At 59.4% G+C, this 22,525-nt stretch carries 23 protein-coding genes and 1 pseudogene; 8 read left to right on the forward strand and 16 right to left on the reverse strand.

The genetic code is table 11. The annotated features are described in order from the left end of the window. Nucleotides 1–8: 8 nt before the first annotated feature. Nucleotides 9–1,997 (reverse strand): DNA topoisomerase IV subunit B, encoded by a 1,989-nt coding sequence (gene parE / locus AC0L8G_RS07945; RefSeq protein WP_473388198.1) that lies wholly within the window; start codon nt 1,995–1,997, stop codon nt 9–11. Between the two features lie 83 nt (nt 1,998–2,080). Next, nucleotides 2,081–2,873: pseudogene (locus AC0L8G_RS07950) on the reverse strand (crotonase/enoyl-CoA hydratase family protein). A gap of 102 nt (nt 2,874–2,975) precedes the next feature. Between AC0L8G_RS07950 and AC0L8G_RS07955 the strand changes: the two are divergent. Continuing rightward, nucleotides 2,976–4,265 (forward strand): NADH:flavin oxidoreductase/NADH oxidase family protein, encoded by a 1,290-nt coding sequence (locus AC0L8G_RS07955; protein WP_473388200.1) that lies wholly within the window; start codon nt 2,976–2,978, stop codon nt 4,263–4,265. Between the two features lie 20 nt (nt 4,266–4,285). Here the strand turns inward: AC0L8G_RS07955 and AC0L8G_RS07960 are convergent, their stop codons facing one another. The 4 genes from AC0L8G_RS07960 to AC0L8G_RS07975 are packed head-to-tail and all read right to left on the reverse strand — an operon-like array spanning nt 4,286 to nt 6,217. Further along, entirely contained in the window at nt 4,286–4,720 is a 435-nt protein-coding gene (locus tag AC0L8G_RS07960; RefSeq protein WP_473388201.1) for a hypothetical protein, read from the reverse strand. A 41-nt stretch (nt 4,721–4,761) separates the two neighbouring features. Beyond that, a complete protein-coding gene (locus AC0L8G_RS07965; RefSeq protein ID WP_473388203.1) occupies nt 4,762–5,331 on the reverse strand; it encodes a DUF5655 domain-containing protein in 570 nt (189 codons plus the stop codon). 3 nt (nt 5,332–5,334) lie between these two features. Beyond that, on the reverse strand, nt 5,335–5,868 hold the full coding sequence (locus tag AC0L8G_RS07970) for an SRPBCC domain-containing protein (RefSeq protein ID WP_473388204.1): 534 nt from the start codon (nt 5,866–5,868) through the stop codon (nt 5,335–5,337). A 1-nt stretch (nt 5,869) separates the two neighbouring features. Beyond that, entirely contained in the window at nt 5,870–6,217 is a 348-nt protein-coding gene (locus AC0L8G_RS07975; RefSeq protein ID WP_473388205.1) for an ArsR/SmtB family transcription factor, read from the reverse strand. A gap of 132 nt (nt 6,218–6,349) precedes the next feature. Between AC0L8G_RS07975 and AC0L8G_RS07980 the strand changes: the two genes are divergently transcribed. Together AC0L8G_RS07980 and AC0L8G_RS07985 are read left to right on the forward strand one after the other, a co-directional pair. Further along, entirely contained in the window at nt 6,350–7,417 is a 1,068-nt protein-coding gene (locus AC0L8G_RS07980) for a helix-turn-helix domain-containing protein (protein WP_473388207.1), read from the forward strand. Nucleotides 7,418–7,530: 113 nt separating this feature from the next. Then, a complete protein-coding gene (locus AC0L8G_RS07985) occupies nt 7,531–8,391 on the forward strand; it encodes a sterol desaturase family protein (protein ID WP_473388209.1) in 861 nt (286 codons plus the stop codon). Here the strand turns inward: AC0L8G_RS07985 and AC0L8G_RS07990 are convergent. The 7 genes from AC0L8G_RS07990 to glnA all read right to left on the reverse strand — a co-directional run bounded on the left by AC0L8G_RS07990 (nt 8,370) and on the right by glnA (nt 15,057). Then, the gene (locus AC0L8G_RS07990) at nt 8,370–8,741 is read right to left on the reverse strand and encodes a GtrA family protein (protein ID WP_473388211.1); all 372 of its coding nucleotides are present in this window, start codon (nt 8,739–8,741) and stop codon (nt 8,370–8,372) included. The genes AC0L8G_RS07985 and AC0L8G_RS07990 overlap by 22 nt on opposite strands. 33 nt (nt 8,742–8,774) lie before the next feature. After that, nucleotides 8,775–9,476, reverse strand: coding sequence for a class I SAM-dependent methyltransferase (locus AC0L8G_RS07995; RefSeq protein WP_473388213.1), 702 nt, complete (start codon nt 9,474–9,476; stop codon nt 8,775–8,777). 14 nt (nt 9,477–9,490) lie between these two features. Beyond that, on the reverse strand, nt 9,491–9,847 hold the full coding sequence (locus AC0L8G_RS08000) for a DMT family transporter (RefSeq protein WP_473388215.1): 357 nt from the start codon (nt 9,845–9,847) through the stop codon (nt 9,491–9,493). Between the two features lie 3 nt (nt 9,848–9,850). After that, on the reverse strand, nt 9,851–11,164 hold the full coding sequence (locus tag AC0L8G_RS08005) for an ArnT family glycosyltransferase (RefSeq protein ID WP_473388217.1): 1,314 nt from the start codon (nt 11,162–11,164) through the stop codon (nt 9,851–9,853). A 7-nt stretch (nt 11,165–11,171) separates the two neighbouring features. Then, the gene (locus tag AC0L8G_RS08010; RefSeq protein ID WP_473388219.1) at nt 11,172–12,668 is read right to left on the reverse strand and encodes a UbiA family prenyltransferase; all 1,497 of its coding nucleotides are present in this window, start codon (nt 12,666–12,668) and stop codon (nt 11,172–11,174) included. Between the two features lie 275 nt (nt 12,669–12,943). Next, complete coding sequence (locus tag AC0L8G_RS08015) at nt 12,944–13,498, reverse strand: VPLPA-CTERM sorting domain-containing protein (RefSeq protein WP_473388220.1); 555 nt, start codon at nt 13,496–13,498, stop codon at nt 12,944–12,946. Between the two features lie 152 nt (nt 13,499–13,650). Then, complete coding sequence (gene glnA / locus AC0L8G_RS08020; RefSeq protein WP_473388222.1) at nt 13,651–15,057, reverse strand: type I glutamate--ammonia ligase; 1,407 nt, start codon at nt 15,055–15,057, stop codon at nt 13,651–13,653. Between the two features lie 258 nt (nt 15,058–15,315). Between glnA and AC0L8G_RS08025 the strand changes: the two genes are divergently transcribed. Next, entirely contained in the window at nt 15,316–16,302 is a 987-nt protein-coding gene (locus AC0L8G_RS08025) for a mitochondrial fission ELM1 family protein (RefSeq protein WP_473388224.1), read from the forward strand. 9 nt (nt 16,303–16,311) lie between these two features. On the opposite strand, the gene AC0L8G_RS08030 is transcribed toward AC0L8G_RS08025, so the two are convergent. Then, nucleotides 16,312–16,851, reverse strand: coding sequence for a gamma carbonic anhydrase family protein (locus AC0L8G_RS08030; RefSeq protein WP_473388225.1), 540 nt, complete (start codon nt 16,849–16,851; stop codon nt 16,312–16,314). 308 nt (nt 16,852–17,159) lie between these two features. On the opposite strand from AC0L8G_RS08030, the gene AC0L8G_RS08035 reads away from it, so the two are divergent. Continuing rightward, nucleotides 17,160–18,356, forward strand: coding sequence for a glycosyltransferase family 87 protein (locus AC0L8G_RS08035; RefSeq protein WP_473388227.1), 1,197 nt, complete (start codon nt 17,160–17,162; stop codon nt 18,354–18,356). Here the strand turns inward: AC0L8G_RS08035 and maiA are convergent. Further along, nucleotides 18,335–18,973, reverse strand: a complete 639-nt coding sequence (maiA, locus tag AC0L8G_RS08040; RefSeq protein WP_473388228.1) for a maleylacetoacetate isomerase — start codon at nt 18,971–18,973, stop codon at nt 18,335–18,337. The genes AC0L8G_RS08035 and maiA overlap by 22 nt on opposite strands. A 103-nt stretch (nt 18,974–19,076) precedes the next feature. Between maiA and hppD the strand changes: the two genes are divergently transcribed. The 3 genes from hppD (at nt 19,077) to AC0L8G_RS08055 (ending at nt 21,737) form a co-directional block, all read left to right on the forward strand. Next, a complete protein-coding gene (gene hppD, locus AC0L8G_RS08045; RefSeq protein WP_473388230.1) occupies nt 19,077–20,144 on the forward strand; it encodes a 4-hydroxyphenylpyruvate dioxygenase in 1,068 nt (355 codons plus the stop codon). 9 nt (nt 20,145–20,153) lie between these two features. Beyond that, nucleotides 20,154–20,636: a MarR family winged helix-turn-helix transcriptional regulator gene (locus AC0L8G_RS08050; RefSeq protein WP_473388231.1), complete on the forward strand. Its 483-nt coding sequence runs from the start codon at nt 20,154–20,156 to the stop codon at nt 20,634–20,636. 162 nt (nt 20,637–20,798) lie between these two features. After that, nucleotides 20,799–21,737, forward strand: a complete 939-nt coding sequence (locus tag AC0L8G_RS08055) for a lysophospholipase (RefSeq protein WP_473388232.1) — start codon at nt 20,799–20,801, stop codon at nt 21,735–21,737. Nucleotides 21,738–21,746: 9 nt separating this feature from the next. Here the strand turns inward: AC0L8G_RS08055 and AC0L8G_RS08060 are convergent, their stop codons facing one another. Beyond that, entirely contained in the window at nt 21,747–22,478 is a 732-nt protein-coding gene (locus AC0L8G_RS08060) for a methyltransferase domain-containing protein (RefSeq protein ID WP_473388234.1), read from the reverse strand. Nucleotides 22,479–22,525 lie beyond the last annotated feature (47 nt).

A 22,525-nucleotide genomic window follows, 5' to 3' on the forward strand; every position in this document is an offset into this window, starting at 1 on the left:
TCCTCCAGCTAAATATCCAGCGCGTCCTGCGCGAAGGCGGCGTTCTCCTGAATGAACTGAAAGCGCGCTTCGGCCTTCTTGCCCATCAGCCGGTCGACCAGCGAATCGCAGTCTTTTTCCTTGTCTTCGGCGATGACGACGCGGGCCAGCACCCGGGTTTCCGGGTTCATGGTGGTTTCTTTAAGCTGCGCGGCCATCATTTCGCCAAGGCCTTTAAAGCGTCCGACTTCGACTTTCTGGTTCGCCTTGAATTCGGATTTCAAAAGCTTCTCGCGCTCTTCCTCCGACATGGCGTATACGGACTTTCCGCCCGCCGAGAGGCGGAACAGCGGCGGTTGCGCCATATAAAGGCGGCCGGCGCGAATAAGCTCCGGCATTTCCTGATGGAAAAAGGTGATGAGGAGGGCTGCAATATGAGCGCCGTCCACATCGGCGTCGGTCATGATGATGATTTTTTCGTAGCGCAGATTTTCCAGATCGAATTTCGAGCCGAGCCCGGCGCCCAGCGCCTGGGTGATGTCGGCGATTTCCTGGTTGGCGAGGATCTTGTCGCGGCTGGCCGAGGCGACATTGAGGATCTTGCCGCGCAGGGGAAGAATGGCTTGCGTCGCGCGGTTGCGCGCCTGTTTGGCCGACCCGCCAGCGGAGTCGCCCTCGACCAAAAAAATCTCCGTGCCTGAGCGATTGGCGTTTGAGCAATCGGCGAGTTTGCCGGGCAGACGCAATTTGCGCGTCGCCTGCTGGCGCGAGACTTCTTTTTCCTTGCGCCGGCGCTGGCGTTCATCAGCGCGGTCCACGACCCAGTCGACCAGCGCGCCCGCCTGTTTCGGATTGGACGCTAGCCAGTGGTCAAAGGCGGGGCGCACGGTGTTTTCAACGATGCGCTGGGCTTCCGCCGTAGCGAGCTTGTCTTTGGTCTGGCCCTGAAATTCCGGGTTGCGCACAAAGACCGAGAGCAGGGCGCCCGCCGTGCCGAGCACGTCTTCGGCAGTGACATTGCCGGCCTTTTTATTGCCCGCCAATTCCCCATAGGCTTTGATGCCTTTGGTGAGCGCGGCGCGCAGGCCCGCTTCATGGGTGCCGCCTTCCGCCGTCGGGATGGTGTTGCAATAGGAATGCACAAAACCGTCAGCGTCGCCAAAGCCCGCCGCGCCCCAGAGCACGGCCCATTCCACATTGCCGTGGCCGCCATCGTCTTTCTTTTCGACCTTGCCGGAGAACACGCCGTCAGTGACCGTCGGGCGCGAGCCGGCGAGGCTTTCCAGATAATCCGTAAGCCCGCGTTCAAAGTGAAACACCGCTTCCGCCGGCGTGTCGTCCTTGATCAGGCCCGGCGCGCATTTCCAGCGGATTTCTACGCCGCCAAAGAGGTAGGCCTTTGAGCGCGCCATCTTGAACAAACGCGACGGTCTGAACTTTGCGGATGCGCCGAAAATTTTCGGGTCCGGGTGGAACATGATCATGGTGCCGCGCTTGTTCGGTGCGGGGCCGACTTTTTCAAGCTTCGAGCGCGGGTGACCGTCGCCATAGGATTGGCGATACATGGTGCGGGCGCGGCAAACCTCGACAATGAGATCGTCAGAGAGCGCGTTGACCACCGATACGCCGACACCATGCAGGCCGCCGGACGTAGCGTAGGCTTTGCCCTCAAACTTACCGCCCGAATGCAGCGTGGTCATGATGACTTCAAGCGCTGACTTGTTTTTGAATTTCGGATGCGCGTCCACAGGAATGCCGCGGCCATTGTCCGACACGGAGAGATAGCCGTCTTCATGCAGCTCAACCTCGATGCGCGTGGCGTGTCCGGCGACTGCCTCATCCATGGAGTTGTCGAGCACTTCGGCGAAGAGATGGTGCAGCGCTTTTTCGTCAGTGCCGCCAATATACATGCCCGGGCGTTTGCGCACCGGTTCAAGCCCCTCAAGGACTTCGATGTCCTTGGCGGAGTAATCTTCAAACAGGTCGGAATCTTGCTTTTTGGCGGCGCGTTTGGCCATAGGAACTCGCAACTATGTGGGGCGTGAGAAGGAAGCCCGATCTAGCGCGGTTTTGAGCGATCCGCAAAGCATTGGGGAAAAGTCTACCGTTTTGCGCCGCCCCGGCCTGCGCCGCCCGTAAAGGCCGCCGCGCCCGACAGGGTCTCCCCGGAGGAAATGGTGGCCAGACCGCGCCGGATTTCATTGCGGGCGGCGGCTTCCTCGCTGAGGCCCCACTGTTCCAGCGCCGACAGGCGGTCATTGCGCAGGCAAGTCTGGGGCAGGGCGGCGATCTCTGCGGCGAGGGCTTTGGCGGCGGTCAGCGCCTGGCCTTTTGGCGCCAGGCGATCTCGCCAGGCCAAATTCGAGCGCTTCGGCGGCGGCGACGGCCCGCCCGGTGAGAATCATATCCATGGCGCGCGAATGACCGATCAGACGCGGCAGGCGTACTGTGCCGAGATCGACCAGCGGCACGCCGAACCGGCGGCAGAAGACGCCGAAGACCGACCCTTCCGCGGCAACGCGCAGATCGCACCACAGGGCAAGCTCAATCCCGCCGGCGACCGCGAAGCCTTCAACCGCTGCAATGACCGGTTTGGAGAGCCGCAAGCGCGTCGGTCCCATGGGCGCGTCGCTGTTGAGCATTGTGTCGGCTTCTTCGACGCGCTTTTCCTCGCCGCCGGCCAGCGCTTTCAAATCGGCGCCGGCGCAGAAATTTCCGTCCGCGCCCGTCAGAATCGCGACCAAAAGGCTGTCATCGGCGTTGAAGGCGCGAAACGCTTGCGTCAGCGCCTGCGCCGCCGGGACGTCAACGGCGTTGCGCCGGTCCGGCCGATTGATCGTCACCGTCAGCACCGGACCATCGGTTTGCGTGATGATGGGGCGTTCCTGGCTCATGCGGTCAAGTTTCATGCATATCCCGGAGAGCGCGCAAGCGTGATCAGCAGTTTCTCGTGAGATTCACGCAGACGTGCTAGGCTTTGCGCCGAAGAGGGCCCTATGACAGGCGAATTGGCGAAATCGATCGTGCTGCCCAGCGGCGGCCAGCTGAAAAACCGCATCGCAAAAGGGGCGATGACGGAAGGTCTCGCTGACGCCTGGAACCGCGCGACCGACAGGCATGTGACGCTCTACCGGCGCTGGGCCGAGGGCGGGGCGGGGATGCTGCTCACCGGCAATGTCATGGTTGACCGGCGTTATCTTGAACGGCCGGGCAATGTGGCGATTGATGGTCCGCAGACGGATGAACAACTCGGCCGATTGAAGGCCTGGTCTGGCGCGGCGCGGCAGGCGGGCGCCGATATATGGATGCAGATTTCCCATGCGGGCCGCCAGACGCCGAAAATCGTCGCGAAAGAGCCGGTCGCCCCATCGGCGGTGGAGCTTGGGCTTCCCGGCGGCACATTCGGGCGCCCTCGCGCCCTGACCGGCGATGAAATCGAGGATGTGATCAAACGCTTCGCCCATGCCGCCTCGGTGGCGAAGCGCACGGGCTTCACCGGCGTGCAGGTGCATGCGGCGCATGGCTATCTGATTTCTGAGTTTTTAAACCCGCTGGTCAACAGGCGCGACGATGAATGGGGCGGCAGTCTCGAAAATCGCGCAAAGCTGTTGATGCGCGTCATCAAGGAAGTGCGCGCGCAGGTGGGCTCGGGATTTCCGGTCTCGGTGAAGCTGAACTCTTCCGATTTCCAAAAAGGGGGGTTCTCGCCTGCCGAGTGCCTGCAGGTCGCGCGCTGGCTCAATGATGCGGGCGTTGACCTGCTGGAAATTTCCGGCGGTTCCTATGAGCAGCCAGCGATGATGGACCTTGAGGGTATGGACGCGCGCTATGAAGAAACAAAGCGCGAATCGACGCGCGCGCGCGAGGCCTATTTTCTGACCTATGCGGAGGAAATTCGCAATGTGGCGCGCATGCCCCTCATGGTCACCGGCGGATTTAGAACCCGCGAGGGGATGGAAGCGGCGATATCTTCCGGCGCCTGCGATGTGATCGGCATTGCGCGTCCGCTATGCGTCGATCCGGATGTGCCGAAAAAGCTTTTGCATGGCGAGATGGAGATAGCGCCATCCTATGAAAAGCAGCTTCGTATCGGGCCAGGCGTTCTCGGGCCGAATTCGAATATCGACCTCTTAAAAGCGCTAAACGGATTTTCCGTGATGGCGTTTTTCTATGAGAATATTTTTCGCATGGCCGACGGGCGCGAAACCAAGGAAAGCATGGCGGTGTTTCCGGCGTTCCTGAAATACCAGATCGGCGAGGCCGGCAAGGCGAAAGCGCTCAAATAAGCCCGCCGTCGCTGTCGCCGCTATTGCAGCCAGCCCTTGGCTTTCGCTTGTATCGAAAACCACAGCATCAAGGCGCCGATTATGGTGACGATGCTGGGGAAGATCGCGGTCGCCGCGCCGAGCGTCGCGACGGCCTTCATGCCGAACAGGACATAAGTCATCTGCAAAATAACGGCGACCAACGAAGCGCCAAAGAACGGCACAGCGAGTTTTCTCCGCAAGAGCAGCGCGGCGGCGCCGGCAAACGCGCATATGACCGCGATCGCATAGAGCGCGACCACCCAGAAGGGCCGCGTTTCATAGATCGAGCGCTGGGCTTCCGGCATCGCCGCCAATGCCTCCTCGCTCATCGTGATGTCCATGACAAAAGACGCCACGCCTGCAATTGTCCAGACAAGCGCGGCGACCGCGGCGACCGTGTACCACACAGGAAGTTTCGATGAAGGTGATGACATTCGGCTCTCTCCAAAGTTAGTCATTAGACAGAATATTAAAATCAGGCCTCGTTATAGGCCTTTTTCAGCCAGGCTTTGACGTCCTTGTCGATGTCCGCGGGCTTTTCCAGTCTGACGCGGTGGCTGACCATGGCGTTGAAACTTCCGGATTTTTCCAGCCGGCCCTTGGCGGGCTCGTTCTTGATGTTGATCCCGAGATCAACACGGGTCTTGGTTGAAGGTTGAATGAGGGCGAATTGTTTATTCCGCCTGAGGCTCACATAGGATTTCTTCGGCGCGATCTCGACGTCTTTTCCGAGTGACGCAACGGTCTTGATGAGCGCGTCATAGATAGGCTTCAGCTCTGATTTCGGGCCTGCATATTGCGCAGCGACAAGCGCATCATCGCCGCCTTCGGCGCTGCCCGCGTCGCTTTTCAGAAATTTATGGGCGACAAGATTAGCAAAGCCATGGGTCATGCCGTGTTCGGCTTTCAAAAATTTGACCACGCCCCCGTGCTTTTCCTCGCCGGATTTTTTCGCGAGGGCGATCCATTGGTCCAGCGTCTTGCCGGTTTTTTCTTTCATATTGGCGATCATGCTCGCCGCCATTTCTTCGGGTGATTTCGCCATTGGTTATTCTCCCTTATCTAGCGGCCAGTTTTCCGCGCGCATGGCCTTTGGCGTCATCGGCGCCATCAGCGAAAACAGGCCGAGCATCACGCGCGCACTGAGGCTGATTTTTCCGGTCTCCACATAGGATTTGAAATTCTCGACGATGAACTTCGCCCCGTCCGCCATGGACTTCTCGCTCTTTGAACCGGCGACGATGCGTTCCGTCACGAGCTGGAATTCCGTGCCGCCATCGACTTCCTTCAGAAGGTAAGTGACCGTAGAGGCCGGGTCGGGCAGGGAGGTCAGCTGAAAGCTGGTCACCATCTTGTTCGGCGGGTCCATTTCGGTGATTTCACCGATGACGGCGACGACTTTCTCGTCATTTGACAACATGCGGTAGCGCTCGCCCGGCGCCATTTGTTTCGCATCCCATTTTGAATTCCAGAAGAATGGACGGGGCGAGGCGGTGTTCACCAGTTCTGACCAAACTGTCTCTATGGGCGCGTTGATGACGACGCGGTAAATCTGTTTTTCGGCATAGTGATTGTCGTTCATGTCAGGATTTCCCCTTCTTTCTTTTATCCGTTTCCTGATGATGGCGCGCCTCAGACAGATATTTGAGGCGGGTCATCTGGCCGGCCCAATAGGCGCTGTAGTCGGTGGTCCAGCGCTCGTGAATCATCTGGATCGGCGCGGCGTTGAAATAGAGCTTTCGGGTGCGGCCATCTTTTTCAGAGATGATGAGATGGGCGTCTTCCAGCACGTTGAGATGCTTCATCACCGCGATGCGGCTCACATCAAAGTCGCTTGCAAGCGCGCCGACGCCTATCCCCGGTTGCTGTTTCACGATGTCCAGCATGCGTCTGCGGCTTTCATGGGCAAGCGCCTGAAAAACGGCGTCCATATCGGTGTCATTTATCATAAGTAACCTAAAGGTTACAAAAAAACTCGCCGCGGTCAACCGGTCCTGCGACAGCTTCGCTCCAGCCGGTTTTGCGTTGACAGAAGAAGGTGTTGCGGCCAGCGTCCGCGCGCAATGTTTGACCTTGCTGACATTTGGGAAACGGTGCTGCGCGGCGCCGGCGCTGGCACGTCTTTCCTGCTCGCCTTTGTTGTCGGCCTCAGGGGCGGCGAGGGCGTGCAGGTCCGGCGGCTGGGCGCGGTCTTCATCTTTTCCACCGGCGTTTATGTATTACTCGCCGGCGAGGCGACGCGCCAGCTATTCGGCACTGTCATCATCCCGGTTTCATTTATCGCCATTTATGGGACCGTGTTTTTCTGGTGGTTCGCGGCTGCGCTGTTTGACGATGGCTTCCGCTGGCGCTGGTGGCGGTTTGCGCCTGCGGTGCTGATCCCGTTTTTGCATATTGGTCATATCGCGGCGCCGCCAGGCTGGCTCGAAAAGCTGTTCTGGTACGGTCATGTCGGTCTCAACGCGCTGATGTTTCTCGATGCGTTGCGGCTGGCGCTCTTTAATGCGGCGGACGATCTGGTGACGCCGCGGCGGCGGTTCCGGTTTGCGATCGCCGTCACGGTCGGTATTTTCGGGCTGATCATCGCCAGCGCCGAAACGGTGGAGCGCAATTACCTGCTGCCGGATATGTTGCGCATGGCGCATGCGATTGCGATCTGCGGGCTCAATCTGATTTTCGGTTGCTGGCTTTTGCGCCCGCAAATAGCGCTGTTCGCCGATCCGGCGGCGACAGTGACCGGGAAATCCGGCTGGGCGGCGCAGGCGCAAGCGGTTTCGCCTGCCGATAAGCCCGCCTATGACCGGCTGATGGCGCTGATGGATGCGGGCGTCTACCGACAGGAAGGCCTGAGCGTCGCGGCGCTGGCGGAAAAAGTCGGCGTGCCGGAGCACCAGCTCCGCAAACTCATCAATGGCGCGCTCGGTTTCCGCAATTTCTCCGCATTCCTGAATGCCCGGCGAATCGAGGACGCCAAGGCGCTGCTCGCCGATGGTGAAAACGCCCGAAAGCAGATCCTCCAGATCGCGCTTGATCTTGGATATGGGTCCATCGCGCCGTTCAACCGGGCCTTCAAGCAGGCGACCGGCCAGACGCCGACAGAATATCGCCGGGCGGCGCTCGAAGGCGGCTGACCGCTTTTGAAAATCCCTGATCATTTTTGAAAAAGCCGCATGTTTTCTGGATTTGCGGAGATTGGAGACGGCGCGCAGGACATCATTTTCTCATCGTAATTGAGGAGAAAGATGTGGAAGCCCAAGCCCGCCTGATCGACGCCGCCGACCCCATGACCGCCGCCATCGGCATTTTCCTGCACATTCTGCCGAATGACTTCCTGCGCTATATGCTCGGCGCCGGCGGGGTGTTTCTGCTTGTGAATGTGCTTTTCGCGGGACGCCTCGCCGGACGCAAGATCCGGCCCGCATCTCCGAAGGCGGCGCAGATGCGCCGCGAATTCGCCATTTCAATGCGTACGATTATCGTGTTCGCGCTGTCCGGGGTCGCTTCCGTGCTGGCCGGTAAGGCCGGTTGGCTCGACACCTATTATGTGGCGGGGGAACGGGGCTGGGCCTATTTCGCCTTTACGCTGGTCATGTTGATCGTCGCGCATGATGCATGGTTCTACTGGACGCACCGGCTGATCCATCACCCGCGGCTGTTCCGCCGTTTTCACCGCACCCATCACAAATCACACAACCCGTCGCCCTGGACCGCATATTCTTTCGATATCGGGGAGGCTGCGATCAACGCCGCTTTTTTGCCGCTGGCCCTCTTCATCATGCCCACATCCATTCAGGCGATAATCGTGTTTCTGGCGCATATGATCATCCGCAACGCCATGGGCCATTGCGGCTATGAACTATTCCCGAGCCGCCGCGACGGGCGTCCGCTCTTTGGCTGGATGACCACCGTGACGCATCACGATCTGCATCATGCGCAAGCGGGATGGAATTACGGACTCTATTTCAGCTGGTGGGACCGGCTGATGGGAACGGAGCATCCGCTCTATCATGAAAAATTCGCAGAGGCCGTGCGCAAGCCGCTGGATGGGTCCGCGATTGCGGCGATGAAGACGCCGCTGCGCAGCTATGAACGGAAAGCCGCATAGCGTGAGCCCAGAAACACCAGCACGGCGTAAATGCCGACGCCGAATAGCTGGGCGATATAGGGATTAACGCCAGCGCCGTGTATCGCGGCCATGACAGCGGCGAGATTGGCGACATATCCAATTGCAACGACTCCGACGAATAGCGCGAAACTGCGGCCGGTCGGGGCGTTGCTTTTGAATGTCCAGCGTTTGTTCAAGCTGTAGCTGACGCACAGGCCGACCGCGAAGCCGGCGGCGTTGGCCAGCGCGGGCGCCAGGTCGAGAAAAATCATCGCGGCGTAGATCAGCGACAAGCCGACAGCCGTGTTGATAAGCCCGACGAGACAATATCTGACGAATTGTTCAAGCATTGGCGCGATGCGAAATCCTCGTTTCGCGCCGGATTATCGCGGCAAAATCTCAATAAAGGTTAAGCAGGGCTGCTGGAAGACCCGCAATTCATGGCGGTACCAGAACAAATCGATGGTTTCGTCATGCTCTTGAACGAAGCTTTTCTCACCCAGCCATTCGCATACGGATTCCATCGGCGCGTAATTTATCCATTGCTGCGCCAGGACCAGATCGTGCAGCCGGTTCGCCTCGGCCATCCAGAATGGGCTGTCCGCCATGTCCTTGTAAATCAGCAAGCCGCCGGGGCGCACCCGCGCCGCCGCCTCATCGATGAAACTGCGCTGTAGGGCGGGAGGGATGTGATGCAACACATCGATCATGGTTACGACATCGAATTCGCGATCCGGCCAGTCTTCGATGGCGGCCGTGCAGGACAGTTCAATCGCATCGGCGCCGGCAGCGGAAAGGGCCTTCGTGCCGACGCGGATATTGCGTTCCGACGCGTCGACGCAGAGCCCGCGCGACAGGGCGCCGGCGCGTTCCGCGAGAAACAGGAGCAGGCCTTCGCCGCCGCCAATGTCAAAGACCTCAGGTTTCTCCGCCTTGTCGAGCAAGGGAAGAATGCGGTCGAAGGGGACGATGCGCCAGCGATGGGTGGTCACGAAACCGCGCAGGCCGCCAATCTCGCGGCCCAGCCGTTTCGACCATTCGCCAATATCGCTTTTGCTGAATGAGGAGGCGTCGGTTGAGGTCATGGGAGCCATTTCGGTCAAGGTCTCGAAATCAGGAAAATGCCGGCAATGATAAGCACGCAGCCGGCGATTTTGACGGGTGTCGTGGTTTCGCCGAGAAACATCGCCGACGCAGCGAGAACGCCGACCAGCGCCGCCGATGTGACGATGGCGTAGACCACGGGAAGTTCAAACGATTTGAGCGCGAGAACATAAAACCCGAGCAGCATCGCGCCGCCCGCGGCGAACGCCCAGAACGACCCCATGGTCAGGGCGGCGCGCAAGGCGGCGAGGCCGCCTTCCGGCGGCAAGGCGGTGACGGTTTTTTTCAGCATCACATTAGCGAGCACGTTGGATGCAGCGGCGGCGGCGATAAATAACCATCCAGGCGACATGAGCTAGGCTCCTTCCGATCGCCACATGGGCAAACTTGTTTTTTCGCCGTTCAGCCGCGCAATAAGGGCGGATGCAGCGAGGGCGGCCAGCATCGCAATAAAAGGTACGCTTTGCATGTGATAGCGATCACCGGAAATGATGATCGCATGGACCACGGCGTAATAGGACCACAACCCAAGCGGCGGCGACATGATCGCGAAGGCCTTCGCCACAAGGGTCTCTTGCTGAAGCGCGGCGCGTAGGATCAATCCGGCGCCGGCGATCGAGGCGAGCAGCACGAGTATCCAGTAGGCTTGCGTCACGAGCTTCAACGGCGTGACAGCGCGCGCGCCGAGGCGTTTTTCTACGCCGGTTTTGTTCCAGTGCACGGCGATGGTTTCGCGAATATGCGTGTCCGCCAGTTTGCGCACAAACATCGTCGCGGTGCGAACCGGATGCGAGAGCATATAGGCCTTGGCCTCGTCGCCCATGACTTCCGCCCGCTCAACTTCGTTCAAGCCTTCGACATTTTCCGGGTACGCCATATAGGCGCCGGAGGAGTTCGGATTGTTGCCCATCCACAAGACCGGGCCGCCATTGGTTGAAATCAGCACGAACTCATCGAAGACGGCATGATTGCGCGCGGTCCATGGAGCGATTGCGGCGAACATGGCGATCATGATGATCGCGAGACGCAGCGCTTGCGGTCCGATTGCGCGGTCGCGCGCGGCGGTCATGATCGCGACAACCGCAGGGAGCAGCAGGGCGACCGGACGGATCAGCGCTGCGGCGGCGAAGCTGATGCCGCTCAGCAGGCTGGCGCCGAGCGCGGGCTGTTTGCGCGAAGGCCATGCGAGCAGCGCGACATTCACCATCAAGGCAAACAACACTTCGCTGGCGATCACGGTCGAATACAAGATGAGGCTCGGCCACAAAGCGAGAAGCGCGGTGGTGATCAAGGCTTCGCGATCCCCAAACCAGCGCCGGGCCAATATGGCGGAGGTGAACATCAACAATCCGCCCGCAAGCAGATTGACGAGGACCACGGTGAAGAAATTCACGCCGAAGATCTTGAAGAACACCGCATAGATCGCGCTCGCGCCGACCGGCCAATATGCAAAGGGCTGATCCGGCGCCATGCCGAAGACCCCATGATTGGCGAGGTTGCCGGCGGTGATCCAGTAGACATAGGAATCCGATTCCGGAACCACGGGGATTGCAAGCGACCAGACAACACGCAGCACCATGCCCAATCCGATAAAAACGCCAAGGCGGCGCCCGAAAGAAAGCGCGTTCCAGGCGGCGAGCAGGGCGGTGAAGGATTTTGGCATTGTCATGAGTTCTCTAGATCGACAACAAAATGGCGCCGGTGCAAATCAATCCGCATAACAGGCTGATCTTGTCGCGCAGGGCGAACACAATCGGGTCGTCGGGCATTTGTCCGCGATGGGCGAGCGTCCATATCCGGCCGAGCCAGTAAATCATCACCAGACAGATCACCCAGAGTGTGCGCGGTTCATGATACAGCATCGCGACGTCAGGCGAGGTGATGTAGAGCGCCAGGATCAGGATTGAGGTGTAGCTTGCCACAACGCCGAGAACGCTGACGATTTCGCGGTCGCCGACATAATAGCCGCGCCCGGCGATCTTGCCCTCTTCGGTGGGCGTGGCCTGCATGATCTCGGTGTAGCGCTTGACCAGCGCCAGGCCGAGAAAGAAGAACACCGAAAATGCGATCAGCCAGTCAGACACGAAAACGCTGGCCGCCGCGCCGCCGATCAGGATGCGATAGCCATAGAGCACGCCAAGCGCCATCGCATCGACCAGCAGCTTCTCTTTCAGATAGAATGAGTAAGTCAGCGTGAAGGCGATATAGCCGGCGAATAACAGCGCGACCACCGGGCTTGTGAAGATGAAGGCGATGGAAAAACTGGCGATGAACAACAATCCGGCGGCAAGCAGGCCTTGGGGGATGCCGATGCGCCCGGCGGCGAAGGGGCGCTTGCATTTTCGCGGATGGCGCCGGTCAGAGCGAATGTCGAGAATGTCGTTGATGAGATAGGTCGCGGAGGCGCACAGGCTAAAGCCGATAAAGGCCGCAAAGGCGCCGCCGACCTTGCCGAGATCGAAGATCTGATGCGACAGGATAAGCGGCAAAAATATCAGGACATTCTTCACCCATTGGTGAAGCCGCATCGCCTTGAGGTAATCTTTTATTTTTGCGCTTGTCCCGGCAAAGCGGACGACGTTTTTGTGATCGCCGGCGAGGGCGCGCGCAGCGGCTTCGTCGCCCGCGACGACGAAGGCTGTTTCCGCCTCTTTCCAGATCGCGCGGTCCGCCGGACTGTCGCCAATATAGTCAAAAGCGGCGGAGAGGTTGTTGGCTTGCTGATAGGCGCGGATGGCGGCGAGTTTTTTCGCCGCTTTGAAATTGGCGCCATTGCTGCTGGCGACAACGCCGGAAAAGAATCCCGCATCTTCGGCGACGGCGTCTGCGACGGATTTGTCCGCGGCGGTCGCCAGGATCACTGGCCGGTTCCCGGCTTCGGTTTTGGCGTATTCATAGACGTCGGTGTTCAGGCGCAGATCAGCCAGCGTTGTCTGCATCCTTCCGGCGATCTCCGCCTTGAAGGCGGCCCGGCCGCGCAACAAGGCGGGCAGGCAGGCAAGGAAGGAGAACATGTTCTTGCCCGCAAGCGCCGCTGCGCTCTCCCACAGCGTATCGCCATGGATAAGCGTGCCGTCGAGATCGACGAAGAGCGCCGGCGCTTCGGTTTTCGCGTTCGCGTCCGCTGGCCGGGATAGGGATTGGCTGTCTTCAATCGGCACGGTGATCCGCACTCCTAAGAATTTCCTGCGCCGGGGAAGGGCGCTCCACCAGTCGCCCAAGGCCAGCCCCGCCGCCGCCTTTATCCGCTTTCAATCGGTGTGCCACAGATTGCGCGCAAGGGTAAAGAAAAAGCCTCGATATCGAAGATTACCGCACCGGCGCCGTTAAGAAGTTAACGCGCAAAAAAAGACCGGGCGCTGGGCCCGGCCTGTTCGCATGCGTGTGATAGTCGTCAGATCGAATAGTGCATGGAGAATTCGACAGGGTGCAGGCGTGGCTTCGAAGCTCAGGCCGCGCGCTTGCGCCGTGCGAAACCAAGGCCGGCAAGACCGGCGAGAAACAAAGGAAGCGCCGCAGGCAGCGGAACCTCAGAGACGTTGGTGTACGTCACTCCCGCGAACTCACCTGTATTGGCGGTCACGGTCTGGCTATTGTCTAGCGACAGGGCATTGTTGACCGTGCCGCAGCATCCCGTAATGAAAGGATTGAAAAGCGCGAACGTGTCGCCACCGGGATCCTGGACCGCCACCCGACCAAAGGTGATCTCGCCGTTGAAGACGTTAAAGCTGTTTACGAAGACATTGGCCCATAGAACGACGTCAAAGCCGGCGTCGGCGACGCCGCCGAGTCCGCCCGGGAATTCGTCTAGGATAATGCTCGTCGCCGACTGGTCGTCCATATTATCCTCAAGGCCGAAAATACGGCCGGAGACCGTGCCCGGCGTGTTTCCTTCGGTATTTTCGAAAGAGAACTTGAAGATGAGTGCGGCATGCGCATTCGGCGCCATGACGAAAGTCGCCAACAAGACGAGCGCGGCTGCAAATTTTTTGTGAACATTCATGTGTTTACCCCCAACTAAATTCCACTGGCGGGTGGGTACGCTAACCAAACTTTCACGTCAATTGGCGAGCCATTAAAAAACCCCCGCCGGAGTTTCCGGCGAGGGTGATGCGAGTGTTGAACGCGCCGTTCAGGAGCGTCCTTATTCGACCGTTAGATCGAATAGTACATGGAGAATTCGACAGGGTGCGGCGTGGTTTCGAACCGCAGCACGTCTTCCATTTTCAGATCGATATAGGCGTCGATCTGGTCGTCGTTGAAGACGCCGCCCTTTTTGAGGAATTCGCGATCTGCGTCGAGCGCTGCGAGCGCTTCGCGCAAGGAGCCGCAAACCGTCGGAATGTCTTTCAACTCTTCCGGCGGAAGATCGTAGAGATCCTTGTCCATCGGATCGCCCGGATTGATCTTGTTCTCGATGCCGTCGAGGCCCGCCATGAGCAGTGCCGAGAAAGCGAGATACGGGTTTGCGCCCGGATCCGGGAAACGCGTTTCGAGGCGCTTGCCTTTCGGCGAGGAAACCCAGGGGATACGAATGGAAGCGGAGCGGTTGCGGGCGGAATAAGCCAGCAGCACCGGCGCTTCGTAGCCAGGCACCAAACGCTTGTAGGAGTTGGTCAGCGGGTTGGTGAAAGCGTTGAGCGCGCGGGCGTGTTTGATGATGCCGCCAATATAATGGAGGCAGGTGTCCGACAGGTCCGCATATTTGTTGCCCGCGAAAGTCGGCTGGCCGCCCTTCCAGATTGACTGGTGAACATGCATGCCCGAGCCGTTGTCGCCAAAGATCGGCTTCGGCATAAAGGTCGCGGTTTTGCCGTAGCCGGCGGCGACCTGATGCACGATGTATTTATACATCTGCAGGCGGTCGGCCATGACCGTCAGTGTCGAGAATTTCATGCCGAGTTCGTGCTGCGACGGCGCCACTTCGTGGTGGTGCTTTTCAGGCTGCAAACCCATTTCGCCCATCAGCGCCAGCATTTCAGAACGCATGTCCTGACAGCTGTCCACTGGCGGGACCGGGAAGTAGCCGCCTTTCGGGCCCGGACGGTGGGCGAGGTTGCCGCCTTCGAAATCCGTTGAGCTGTTGTAAGGACCTTCCGTGGAATCAACCGCGTAGCCCATATTGTTCTGTTCGGTGGACCAGCGAACATCGTCAAAGACGAAGAATTCCGCTTCCGGGCCGAAGAACGCCGTGTCGCCAATGCCTGAAGATTTCAGATAGGCTTCCGCCGCTTTCGCAGTGGTGCGAGGGTCACGGTTGTAAGGCTGGCCGGTCGACGGCTCCAGAATATCGCAGGTGAGCGACAAGGTGGGTTGCGCGAAGAACGGATCCATGACCGCTGTCGCCGGGTCCGGCATCAAGATCATGTCGGACTCGTTGATCGCCTTCCAGCCGGCGATGGACGAACCATCGAACATTGTGCCTTCGGACATAAGGTCCGCGTCGACGAGCGATCTGTCGAAAGTCACATGTTGCCACTTGCCTTTGGGATCGGTGAAACGAAGGTCGACGAATTTGATTTTTTCGTCCTTGATGCGTTTGAGAACGGCTTCTGCGCTCATGGTCATTAGGCCCCTGTTTTGTTTTTCCTCGACAGCCTTTATTCGGCGCAATTACGCTACGCCGCTCGTGTCGACTTAGCATGCGTTAAGATTCGCCGCCGGCGCAAGAAATTATTGCGACGCAACATCAAAATCGAGTCAGAAATCGTAAAATGTTTCACAATCGACAAAAAATGACAGATTATGTCTTTTTTGCGCGATTATATTCTGATCCATTCGATGCGACGTTACTCGTGTGAAATGCAGGAATAGCCGGTCATGACGGGACTGAACAGAGGCGTGGGGGAAACGCGCAACCGCGAATGCCGCGTCTGGGTCCTCACCGACGGCAAGATCGGCGACGATGTGCAGTGTCACGCGGTGGCGGCGGCGCTTACTCCTGACTTCGAAAAACGCGTGGTCTCGCCGCGCCCCTTATGGGCGCTGCTGGCGCCCTGGGGCCCGGTTGATCCGCGTGAGGCGCCGGGCCGGGAGGGCGGCCCGCTTTCCGGCGCCTTGCCGGATGTGGCGATCATTTCCGGGCGGCGCGCGATCCCCCATGCGCGGGCGCTGCGCAAGGCCAGCGGCGGCAGAACCCGTATCGTCATTTTGAAGGACCCGCGATCCGGGCGCGCGGCCGCCGATGCGCTCTGGGCGCCGGCCCATGACCGGCTCTCCGGCGAGAATGTGTTTTCAACGCTGACTTCGCCGCATGCGCTGGGCGCGCGGGCTCAATCATCCGATGCGCCGGGTCCAGCCATTGCGCGATTGCCGCGGCCATTTCTCGGCGTCGTCCTGGGCGGGCCGACGGCGGGCGGCGGCGCGGACTATTCTGTCGAGGCGGCGAGGGATCTGGCGGCGCGCCTGTCCGAGGCCGGGCGGGATTACGCCGCCATCGCCGCGACGCCATCGCGCCGGACGCCGCCGGATTTTGTTAACGCGCTCAAGCAGGCTTTGACGCACGCCCATGTTTTTGTCTGGGACGGCGCCGGCGACAATCCGTATCCAGATATTCTGGCGAAAGCCGCAGCGCTGGTCGTCGCCGGGGATTCTCACAACATGGTCAGTGAAGCGTTGGCGTCCCGCGCGCCGGTCTATGTCTGGAAGCCGGACGGGCTGGCGGAGAAAATGGGATGGTTCATCGAGCGGCTGGTTGCTCGCGGCGACGCCAAAGCCTTCACCGACGCCGCGCCTGCTTATGACCGCTCGCCGATTGATGCGACGCCAGAGATCGTTGCGGAAATCAAAAGACGCCTTGGTCTCTAGCGAGGGCGTTTAGAGTTTCGCCAGCGCAGCCGCATGGGCCCGCGCTTCCTCGACATAATGGCCGGAACCGACCAGCGCATATTTGTCTTCGCCTTCGCGCAGATCACGGAATTTCTTCGCCGGCATGCCCGCCCACATCTCGCCCGCAGGGACGATTTTCTTGGGCGACAGGAATGCCCCCGCCGCAAGCATCGCGCCGGTTTCAACCACCGATCCGTCAAGCATGGTGGCGCACATGCCGACAAAGCCGCCATCTTGCACCGTTGCCCCATGCAGCATGCATTTATGGCCGATCAGCGCATTCTCGCCGATGATCGTCGGCAATCCGCCCCAGGCAGGATCATCCACATGAATGATCGTTCCGTCCTGCACATTGGAGCCTTTGCCCACAACGATCTTGTTGGTGTCGCCGCGCAACACGCAGCCATACCAGACGGAAGCGTTCTCGCCGATCTCAACATCGCCGCAAACAACGGCGCCGGGCGCAATGAATGCGGTTTCGTGGATTTTCGGGGTCTTGTCGCCAATGGAAAAGATAAGCGGTTTCATATGCTGCGCCGGTTTTGTTGCGGAAATGTGAGAATGTCACGCCCGATCACAGGGAGCAATGCTGCGATTCAGTGCGGCGCTGCGCGCGACCGGATTTTCGCGAGGGTCTTCGGAATTATCCTTGTGCAAACGAATTCAGAAGTAGCTCAATGATTTCTTCTGCTTGTCGCTAGAGGCGCGACTACCTGTTTAAAAAAACGCCGTAAAAAATTCTGCATCTCGCCGCGCAAAGATTGACCATGTGTAATCGCGTCCTTAGCGTTCGTTTTGAAGAGTAAGCATTGATTCAGCGCCGGGGGCTGCGAATAATGCATTACGGCACGCTCAAAGCTGGAATACATCGCACATTCACGCTTGCAGTGCTTGCCGGCGCCGTGCTCGCTGCTCTCTATCTCTCAGTAAAAGCGCTCAATACGCAGGACGGTCTTGATTTCAGATTGATCTGGCTTTCCGGCCAGCTCTGGATGAGCGGCGCATCACCCTATTCCAGCGATTTTTCAGAAGCGTATCTCGCCGCCTTCGGGGAGGGGCCGAGCACGCATTTCTGGGTTTATCCGCCTTACTGGATCGCTCTGAGCGCGCCCTTGTCGATGCTGCCTTTTCGCAGCGCGCTGCTGGTCTGGAATCTTTTAAATCTGGGCCTGCTGGGTCTCACCGCATGGCTGACCGCAGAACGCATCAGCGCCGTCGTCGCACAACGGCGCATCGCATTTCTGACGATTTTCATATTTGGCGGCTTGCTGCAAGCGACGCCCTTTGCCCTGGCTCTGGGACAGAGCGCGTTTTTGGTGGCTGCCGGCGCTGCTGTTTTCATCAAGGGATATGTGGAACGCAAACATGTCTGGCTCGCCGCCGGCGTCCTCCTGTTGATGTTGAAACCGCATCTGGGACTTGTCGCTCTTTGCCTGCTTGCTATGCGTCCTTCAGCATGGCGCGCGGCCGCCGGCGCGGCTATTGTCTGCGCCGGATTTACGGCGCTCGCCATCTTCTCCGCAGGTTTTGAGGAAACCATTGGCGGATTCCTGAATGCACTGAGCAACTATCGCGATGTTCGTTTTTCGGCGACCCAGCCGGAGAACCTCACAGGGTTTGTGCATCTTTGGTCGCTTTTCAGCGGCTGGAGCCCGCCAACCGGGGCGATGGTGCTGCTGGCAGGCGGCGTCAGCGCGGTGTCGGCTGTGCTTGTGAAAGATCCGCATGATCGCTGCCTGATCATGGTTGGCGCGATGCTCGCCCTCGTGCCGATGCACACCTATGATTTCGGATTGGTGCTGGTGATGCTGCCCTTGCTCGCGCGGCGGACCTCCTGGCAGCTATTGGCGGCGGTGGTTGGATGCCTCTTGCTGTTCCGCTGCGGCAACCTGGCCACCTCGCTTGGCCTGACAAACCCGGAAAGCTCGCAGCATTTCCCCGGCAGCCTGCTCGCCAGCCTTGCGGCGATGCTGTTGTTGTTTGCGGCCGTCAATATTTACGCGCCGCGGCGTCAGGCGATGGCGTCCGGCTGATTGTCGGGATGGGCTTTGATGAAAGCCGGATGCTTCAGGCAGCGCCCATAGATTTCATTCACCTTGGCGAGGCCGGCGATATCCACCTTGAAGCGCAGGGACGCAAAGACTTGTGGGACCAGCACACAGTCGGCGAGCCCGGGAACGTCGCCGACGCAATAATCACCGGCGGTGCGTGACAGCATCTTTTCAACCGCCGCCATGGCGCCGCCGGGCCAGCGGTTCATCCATTCCGTCATCGCCGCATCGTCAAATCCGCCAGTGTCGCGCAGATATTTCTGAATGCGCAGATTGCCGAAGGGCTGGGCCTCGCTGGCGATGGTCGATGCAATTGCGCGGGCATGGGCGCGCGCGATCGGTCCGCCCGGCAGGAGCGACGGCTTGGGATGGATTTCCTGCAGATATTCGATAATCGCCATGGACTGCGTCAGCAGCGCGCCGTCATCAGTCAGCAATGTCGGGACGAGCCCGGTTGGGTTCTTGGCGAGATACGCATCGCTGGTCTGCTCGCCATTCAGCAGATTCACCGGCGCGTATTCATAGGAAATATTTTTCAACGCCAAAGCGATGCGCACCCGAAAGGTCGCACTGGAGCGCCAATATCCGAAAAGTTTCATGACCTTGCCTTTTCTCGCGCGGCTGCAAGAGCGGCCCTTGCTTCAAAATAGTAACATATGTTACCAATATCTCAAACAAGCATCCTAACAGGAAGAGATAGCCATGGCTGACCTTTTCGAAAATCCTATCGGCACTGACGGTTTCGAGTTTGTTGAATATACGAGCGGCGACCCGGATGCGCTTGCGGCGCTGTTCGAGCGGCTCGGCTTTACAGCGGTGGGCAAGCACCGGTCGAAAGACGTCATTCACTATCGTCAGGGCGACATCAACTTTCTGTTGAACCGCGAACAGTCCGGACAGCCCGGCGTGTTTCGCGGCCAGCATGGCGCCGGCGCTAACGCCATGGCGTTCCGCGTGAAGGATGCGCAAAAGGCGTTCAAGGAAGCGGTGAAGCGCGGCGCGAAACCTATTGAAGCCAAAGCCGGCCCGATGGAATTGAACATTCCCGGCATTGAGGGAATTGGCGGACTTAACGTCTATCTCGTTGACCGCTATGGCGCGCGTTCGATTTACGATGTCGACTTTGAACCCATCGAAGGCGCAGACCCGGCGAAGAACGATATGGGACTCACCTATATCGATCACCTGACCCACAATCTCCATCGCGGCAATATGGATAAGTGGGCGGCCTATTACGAAGACATCTTCAACTTCCGCGAAATCCGTTATTTCGATATTGAAGGGAAAATGACCGGCCTCATCTCCAAGGCGATGACCAGCCCATGCGGCAAGATCCGCATTCCGCTAAATGAAAGCCGTGACGACAAATCCCAGATCGAAGAATTTCTGGCCCGTTACAATGGCGAAGGCATTCAGCATATCGCATTGGGAACCGGCGACATTTACGCAACCGTTGAGGCCTTGCGCAAGCGTGACATTCCTTTCCAGGACACACCGGATACATATTACGCCAAAGTCGACGAGCGCGTCGGCGATCATGGCGAAGACCTCGCGCGCCTGCAAAAAAATCGCATCCTGATCGATGGCGCGCCCACACAGGGGCAGGGACTCTTGCTGCAAATCTTCACGCAGGACGCTATCGGCCCGATTTTCTACGAAATCATTCAGCGCAAGGGCAATGAGGGCTTTGGCGAGGGCAACTTCAAGGCGTTGTTTGAATCAATCGAAGAAGATCAGATCAAGCGCGGCGTTTTGAAAGAATCTGCATAGGTAGTCTGCATGACCGTTGCCTGCGTATCGCGAAAATCCAAACCCGGCGCCAAACGCAAGCTGGTGCTCGACCAGTTTGCGCCTTACCGGGTGGTGGCGCTTGGGCATCTGATTTCCGACCGGCTCTCGCGGGTCTATCGCGATGAAAACATCACGATCCCTGAATGGCGGGTGCTTGCCGTGATCGGTGAAGCGGACCGCGTTGCGGCCCGCGACGTGGTGCGCAAGACGCCGATGGACAAGATGACCGTCTCTCGTGCAGTGACGAGCCTTGAGCAGAAAGGGTTTGTCACCCGTGCGGCGGACGAATCCGACCGGCGGGTGTCGATGCTTTCGCTCTCGCCGGCGGGGCGGACCTTGTTTGACCGCATTGCGGCGCTGGCGCTCGCATTCGAGGACGATCTTTTGTCGAGCCTGGAGCCGGACGAGGCGGCCGCATTCCGGCTGGCGCTTGAAAAGCTCGAAGAGCGGGCGAAAGCGGAAAACGCTTAGCCGTTGTCGCCGCTTATCCCGGCGAAGGCCGGGATCCAGAAAACCAATGAACAGATCGCCTAATTCCTTTCGCGGGCGGGATTGCTTCCCTGGAAAAATCCGCGATTGTTGGCCTGAAAGAAATGACGGGGGCCCGGCCTTCGCCGGGATGAGCGAGTTTAGATGCTGTGTAAAAGGTTCAGGGCGTACGCCGCCTTAGCGTTTATCGCCTTCGCGCTGTCCGCTTGCGTTTCCTTTCCCAAAGCGCCGCCGGCGCAGTTTGCACCGCGTTTCGAAGCGGATGGTTTTCACTCCATTGACGGCGCCGTTCTCGGATTGGAGGCATGGGCGCTGGATGAACCGCGCGCGGTGATTATCGCGCTGCATGGGATGAATGACTATTCCCATATGTTCGCCGCGCCCGCGCAATTCTGGGCCGAGGCCGGCCTTGTGACATACGCCGTCGATCAGCGCGGCTTCGGGCGCTCTCCGAATTTCGGTTACTGGATCGGCGAAGAGACGATGATCGCCGATCTGCGCGGCGCGGTCATCGCTGCGCGGGCGAAGCATCCGGGCTTGCCGGTTTTCGTGCTGGGTCATTCCATGGGTGCGGGCGTCATTCTTGCGGCGGAAGCGGAAGCGCCGCTGGGCGCTGACGGACTTATTCTTGCAGCGCCCGGCGTGTGGGGCGGGGCGGCGCTGCCGATCCCTTACCGTCTGTCTGCAAATATCGCGGCGACCTTTGCGCCGGGCAAGACGCTGACCGGCGAGCGCGCAGGACGGCAGGCGACAGATAATATCGAAGCCTTGCGCGAAATGGCGAAGGACCCGCTGGTCATCAAGGACACGCGGCTTGATGCAATTCTCGGCGTGACGCGGGTGATGGGCTCAGCCTATGGCGGCGCCGATCAAGTGCGCGGCGACATTCTTTTCCTGATGGGCGAGAAGGATGAAATCATTCCGCACAAGGCGATGGAGAAAACCGCCATGCGCTTGTCCGGCGACATCACCTTCCGCCGTTACCCTGAGGGCTGGCACATGCTGTTCCGCGACCTGCAGGCGCAAGCGGTCTGGCGCGATGTGGCGGACTGGGTGTTGAAGGCGCGTGCGGCGAAGCCCTAGCGCGGCGGATTAGACTTTGCGCCAATCATGGTCGGGTTTCTTGCCTTGCAACAGCCGCGACACTTGCTGCGCCGCCGGTTCTGTTTTGCGGACCCACGCGCCCGGATGCACCATCGCGCGGCCGCGCCAGTCCTCAAGCCCGGCGAAATTCACCATGGCGTCCTCGCGCGCGAACAACAGCATATTCTGTTTGTACCACGAGGCGACGTCGTCCTTGTCCCAGATCATCGGGCGAACAATGTCGAATAGCGAAAAGCCGCGCGCCGCAAATCGCTCGATCCAGTAGGCCGGCCATTGCTCATTCACATGGCCGGTGCCGCCCTGACGGGGGAGCGCGGCGGAAAACAAGACGCGATCGCCATGCACGGTCAGCGTGTCGACAAATATATCGGCTTTTTCCGGCGGGATATGTTCAGCGACTTCAAGGCTGATCACCAGATCGAAACGGCGCTGCAGGTCAATCGGCGCGGAGAGATCGTGGCCGGAAAATTTTTCGCGCGGGATGAACATTTGCGAATCCGGTACGCCCGGATGATCGACGCCGAAAATCTCCGCACCGCCAAAAGCGGCGCTTGCCGCTTTCAGCCAGCCGCCTGCGCCGCAGCCCACATCCAGCACTGAGGCGATCTCGCCGATCATCGGTTTTATCGCGGCAAGGACGATCTCGGCGCTGGTCAGGCTTCCTGCTTTTTGATTGGCGTAAAACGCAGCGTCATAATTCTGTTTCAGTTTTGTCGTCATGTCGGAATGCGAATCCTGCCGCTGCGGTTCGGACACAATATGAGAGA

Source organism: Hyphococcus sp. D3-15 (assembly GCF_055809375.1).

What these genes read in the sequence shown, in the direction of transcription:
- hppD (WP_473388230.1), top strand. Translation starts at nt 19,077, where the DNA reads ATGGCTGACCTTTTCGAAAATCCTATCGGCACTGACGGTTTCGAGTTT.
- AC0L8G_RS07960 (WP_473388201.1), bottom strand. Translation starts at nt 4,720, where the DNA reads ATGTCATCACCTTCATCGAAACTTCCTGTGTGGTACACGGTCGCCGCG.
- maiA (WP_473388228.1), bottom strand. Translation starts at nt 18,973, where the DNA reads ATGAAACTTTTCGGATATTGGCGCTCCAGTGCGACCTTTCGGGTGCGC.
- AC0L8G_RS08055 (WP_473388232.1), top strand. Translation starts at nt 20,799, where the DNA reads ATGCTGTGTAAAAGGTTCAGGGCGTACGCCGCCTTAGCGTTTATCGCC.
- AC0L8G_RS08030 (WP_473388225.1), bottom strand. Translation starts at nt 16,851, where the DNA reads ATGAAACCGCTTATCTTTTCCATTGGCGACAAGACCCCGAAAATCCAC.
- AC0L8G_RS08050 (WP_473388231.1), top strand. Translation starts at nt 20,154, where the DNA reads ATGACCGTTGCCTGCGTATCGCGAAAATCCAAACCCGGCGCCAAACGC.
- AC0L8G_RS07995 (WP_473388213.1), bottom strand. Translation starts at nt 9,476, where the DNA reads ATGACCTCAACCGACGCCTCCTCATTCAGCAAAAGCGATATTGGCGAA.
- AC0L8G_RS07955 (WP_473388200.1), top strand. Translation starts at nt 2,976, where the DNA reads ATGACAGGCGAATTGGCGAAATCGATCGTGCTGCCCAGCGGCGGCCAG.
- glnA (WP_473388222.1), bottom strand. Translation starts at nt 15,057, where the DNA reads ATGAGCGCAGAAGCCGTTCTCAAACGCATCAAGGACGAAAAAATCAAA.
- AC0L8G_RS08015 (WP_473388220.1), bottom strand. Translation starts at nt 13,498, where the DNA reads ATGAATGTTCACAAAAAATTTGCAGCCGCGCTCGTCTTGTTGGCGACT.
- AC0L8G_RS07970 (WP_473388204.1), bottom strand. Translation starts at nt 5,868, where the DNA reads ATGAACGACAATCACTATGCCGAAAAACAGATTTACCGCGTCGTCATC.
- AC0L8G_RS07975 (WP_473388205.1), bottom strand. Translation starts at nt 6,217, where the DNA reads ATGGACGCCGTTTTTCAGGCGCTTGCCCATGAAAGCCGCAGACGCATG.
- AC0L8G_RS07990 (WP_473388211.1), bottom strand. Translation starts at nt 8,741, where the DNA reads ATGCTTGAACAATTCGTCAGATATTGTCTCGTCGGGCTTATCAACACG.
- AC0L8G_RS07965 (WP_473388203.1), bottom strand. Translation starts at nt 5,331, where the DNA reads ATGGCGAAATCACCCGAAGAAATGGCGGCGAGCATGATCGCCAATATG.
- AC0L8G_RS08035 (WP_473388227.1), top strand. Translation starts at nt 17,160, where the DNA reads ATGCATTACGGCACGCTCAAAGCTGGAATACATCGCACATTCACGCTT.
- AC0L8G_RS07980 (WP_473388207.1), top strand. Translation starts at nt 6,350, where the DNA reads ATGTTTGACCTTGCTGACATTTGGGAAACGGTGCTGCGCGGCGCCGGC.
- AC0L8G_RS08025 (WP_473388224.1), top strand. Translation starts at nt 15,316, where the DNA reads ATGACGGGACTGAACAGAGGCGTGGGGGAAACGCGCAACCGCGAATGC.
- AC0L8G_RS08000 (WP_473388215.1), bottom strand. Translation starts at nt 9,847, where the DNA reads ATGTCGCCTGGATGGTTATTTATCGCCGCCGCCGCTGCATCCAACGTG.
- parE (WP_473388198.1), bottom strand. Translation starts at nt 1,997, where the DNA reads ATGGCCAAACGCGCCGCCAAAAAGCAAGATTCCGACCTGTTTGAAGAT.
- AC0L8G_RS08005 (WP_473388217.1), bottom strand. Translation starts at nt 11,164, where the DNA reads ATGACAATGCCAAAATCCTTCACCGCCCTGCTCGCCGCCTGGAACGCG.
- AC0L8G_RS08060 (WP_473388234.1), bottom strand. Translation starts at nt 22,478, where the DNA reads ATGACGACAAAACTGAAACAGAATTATGACGCTGCGTTTTACGCCAAT.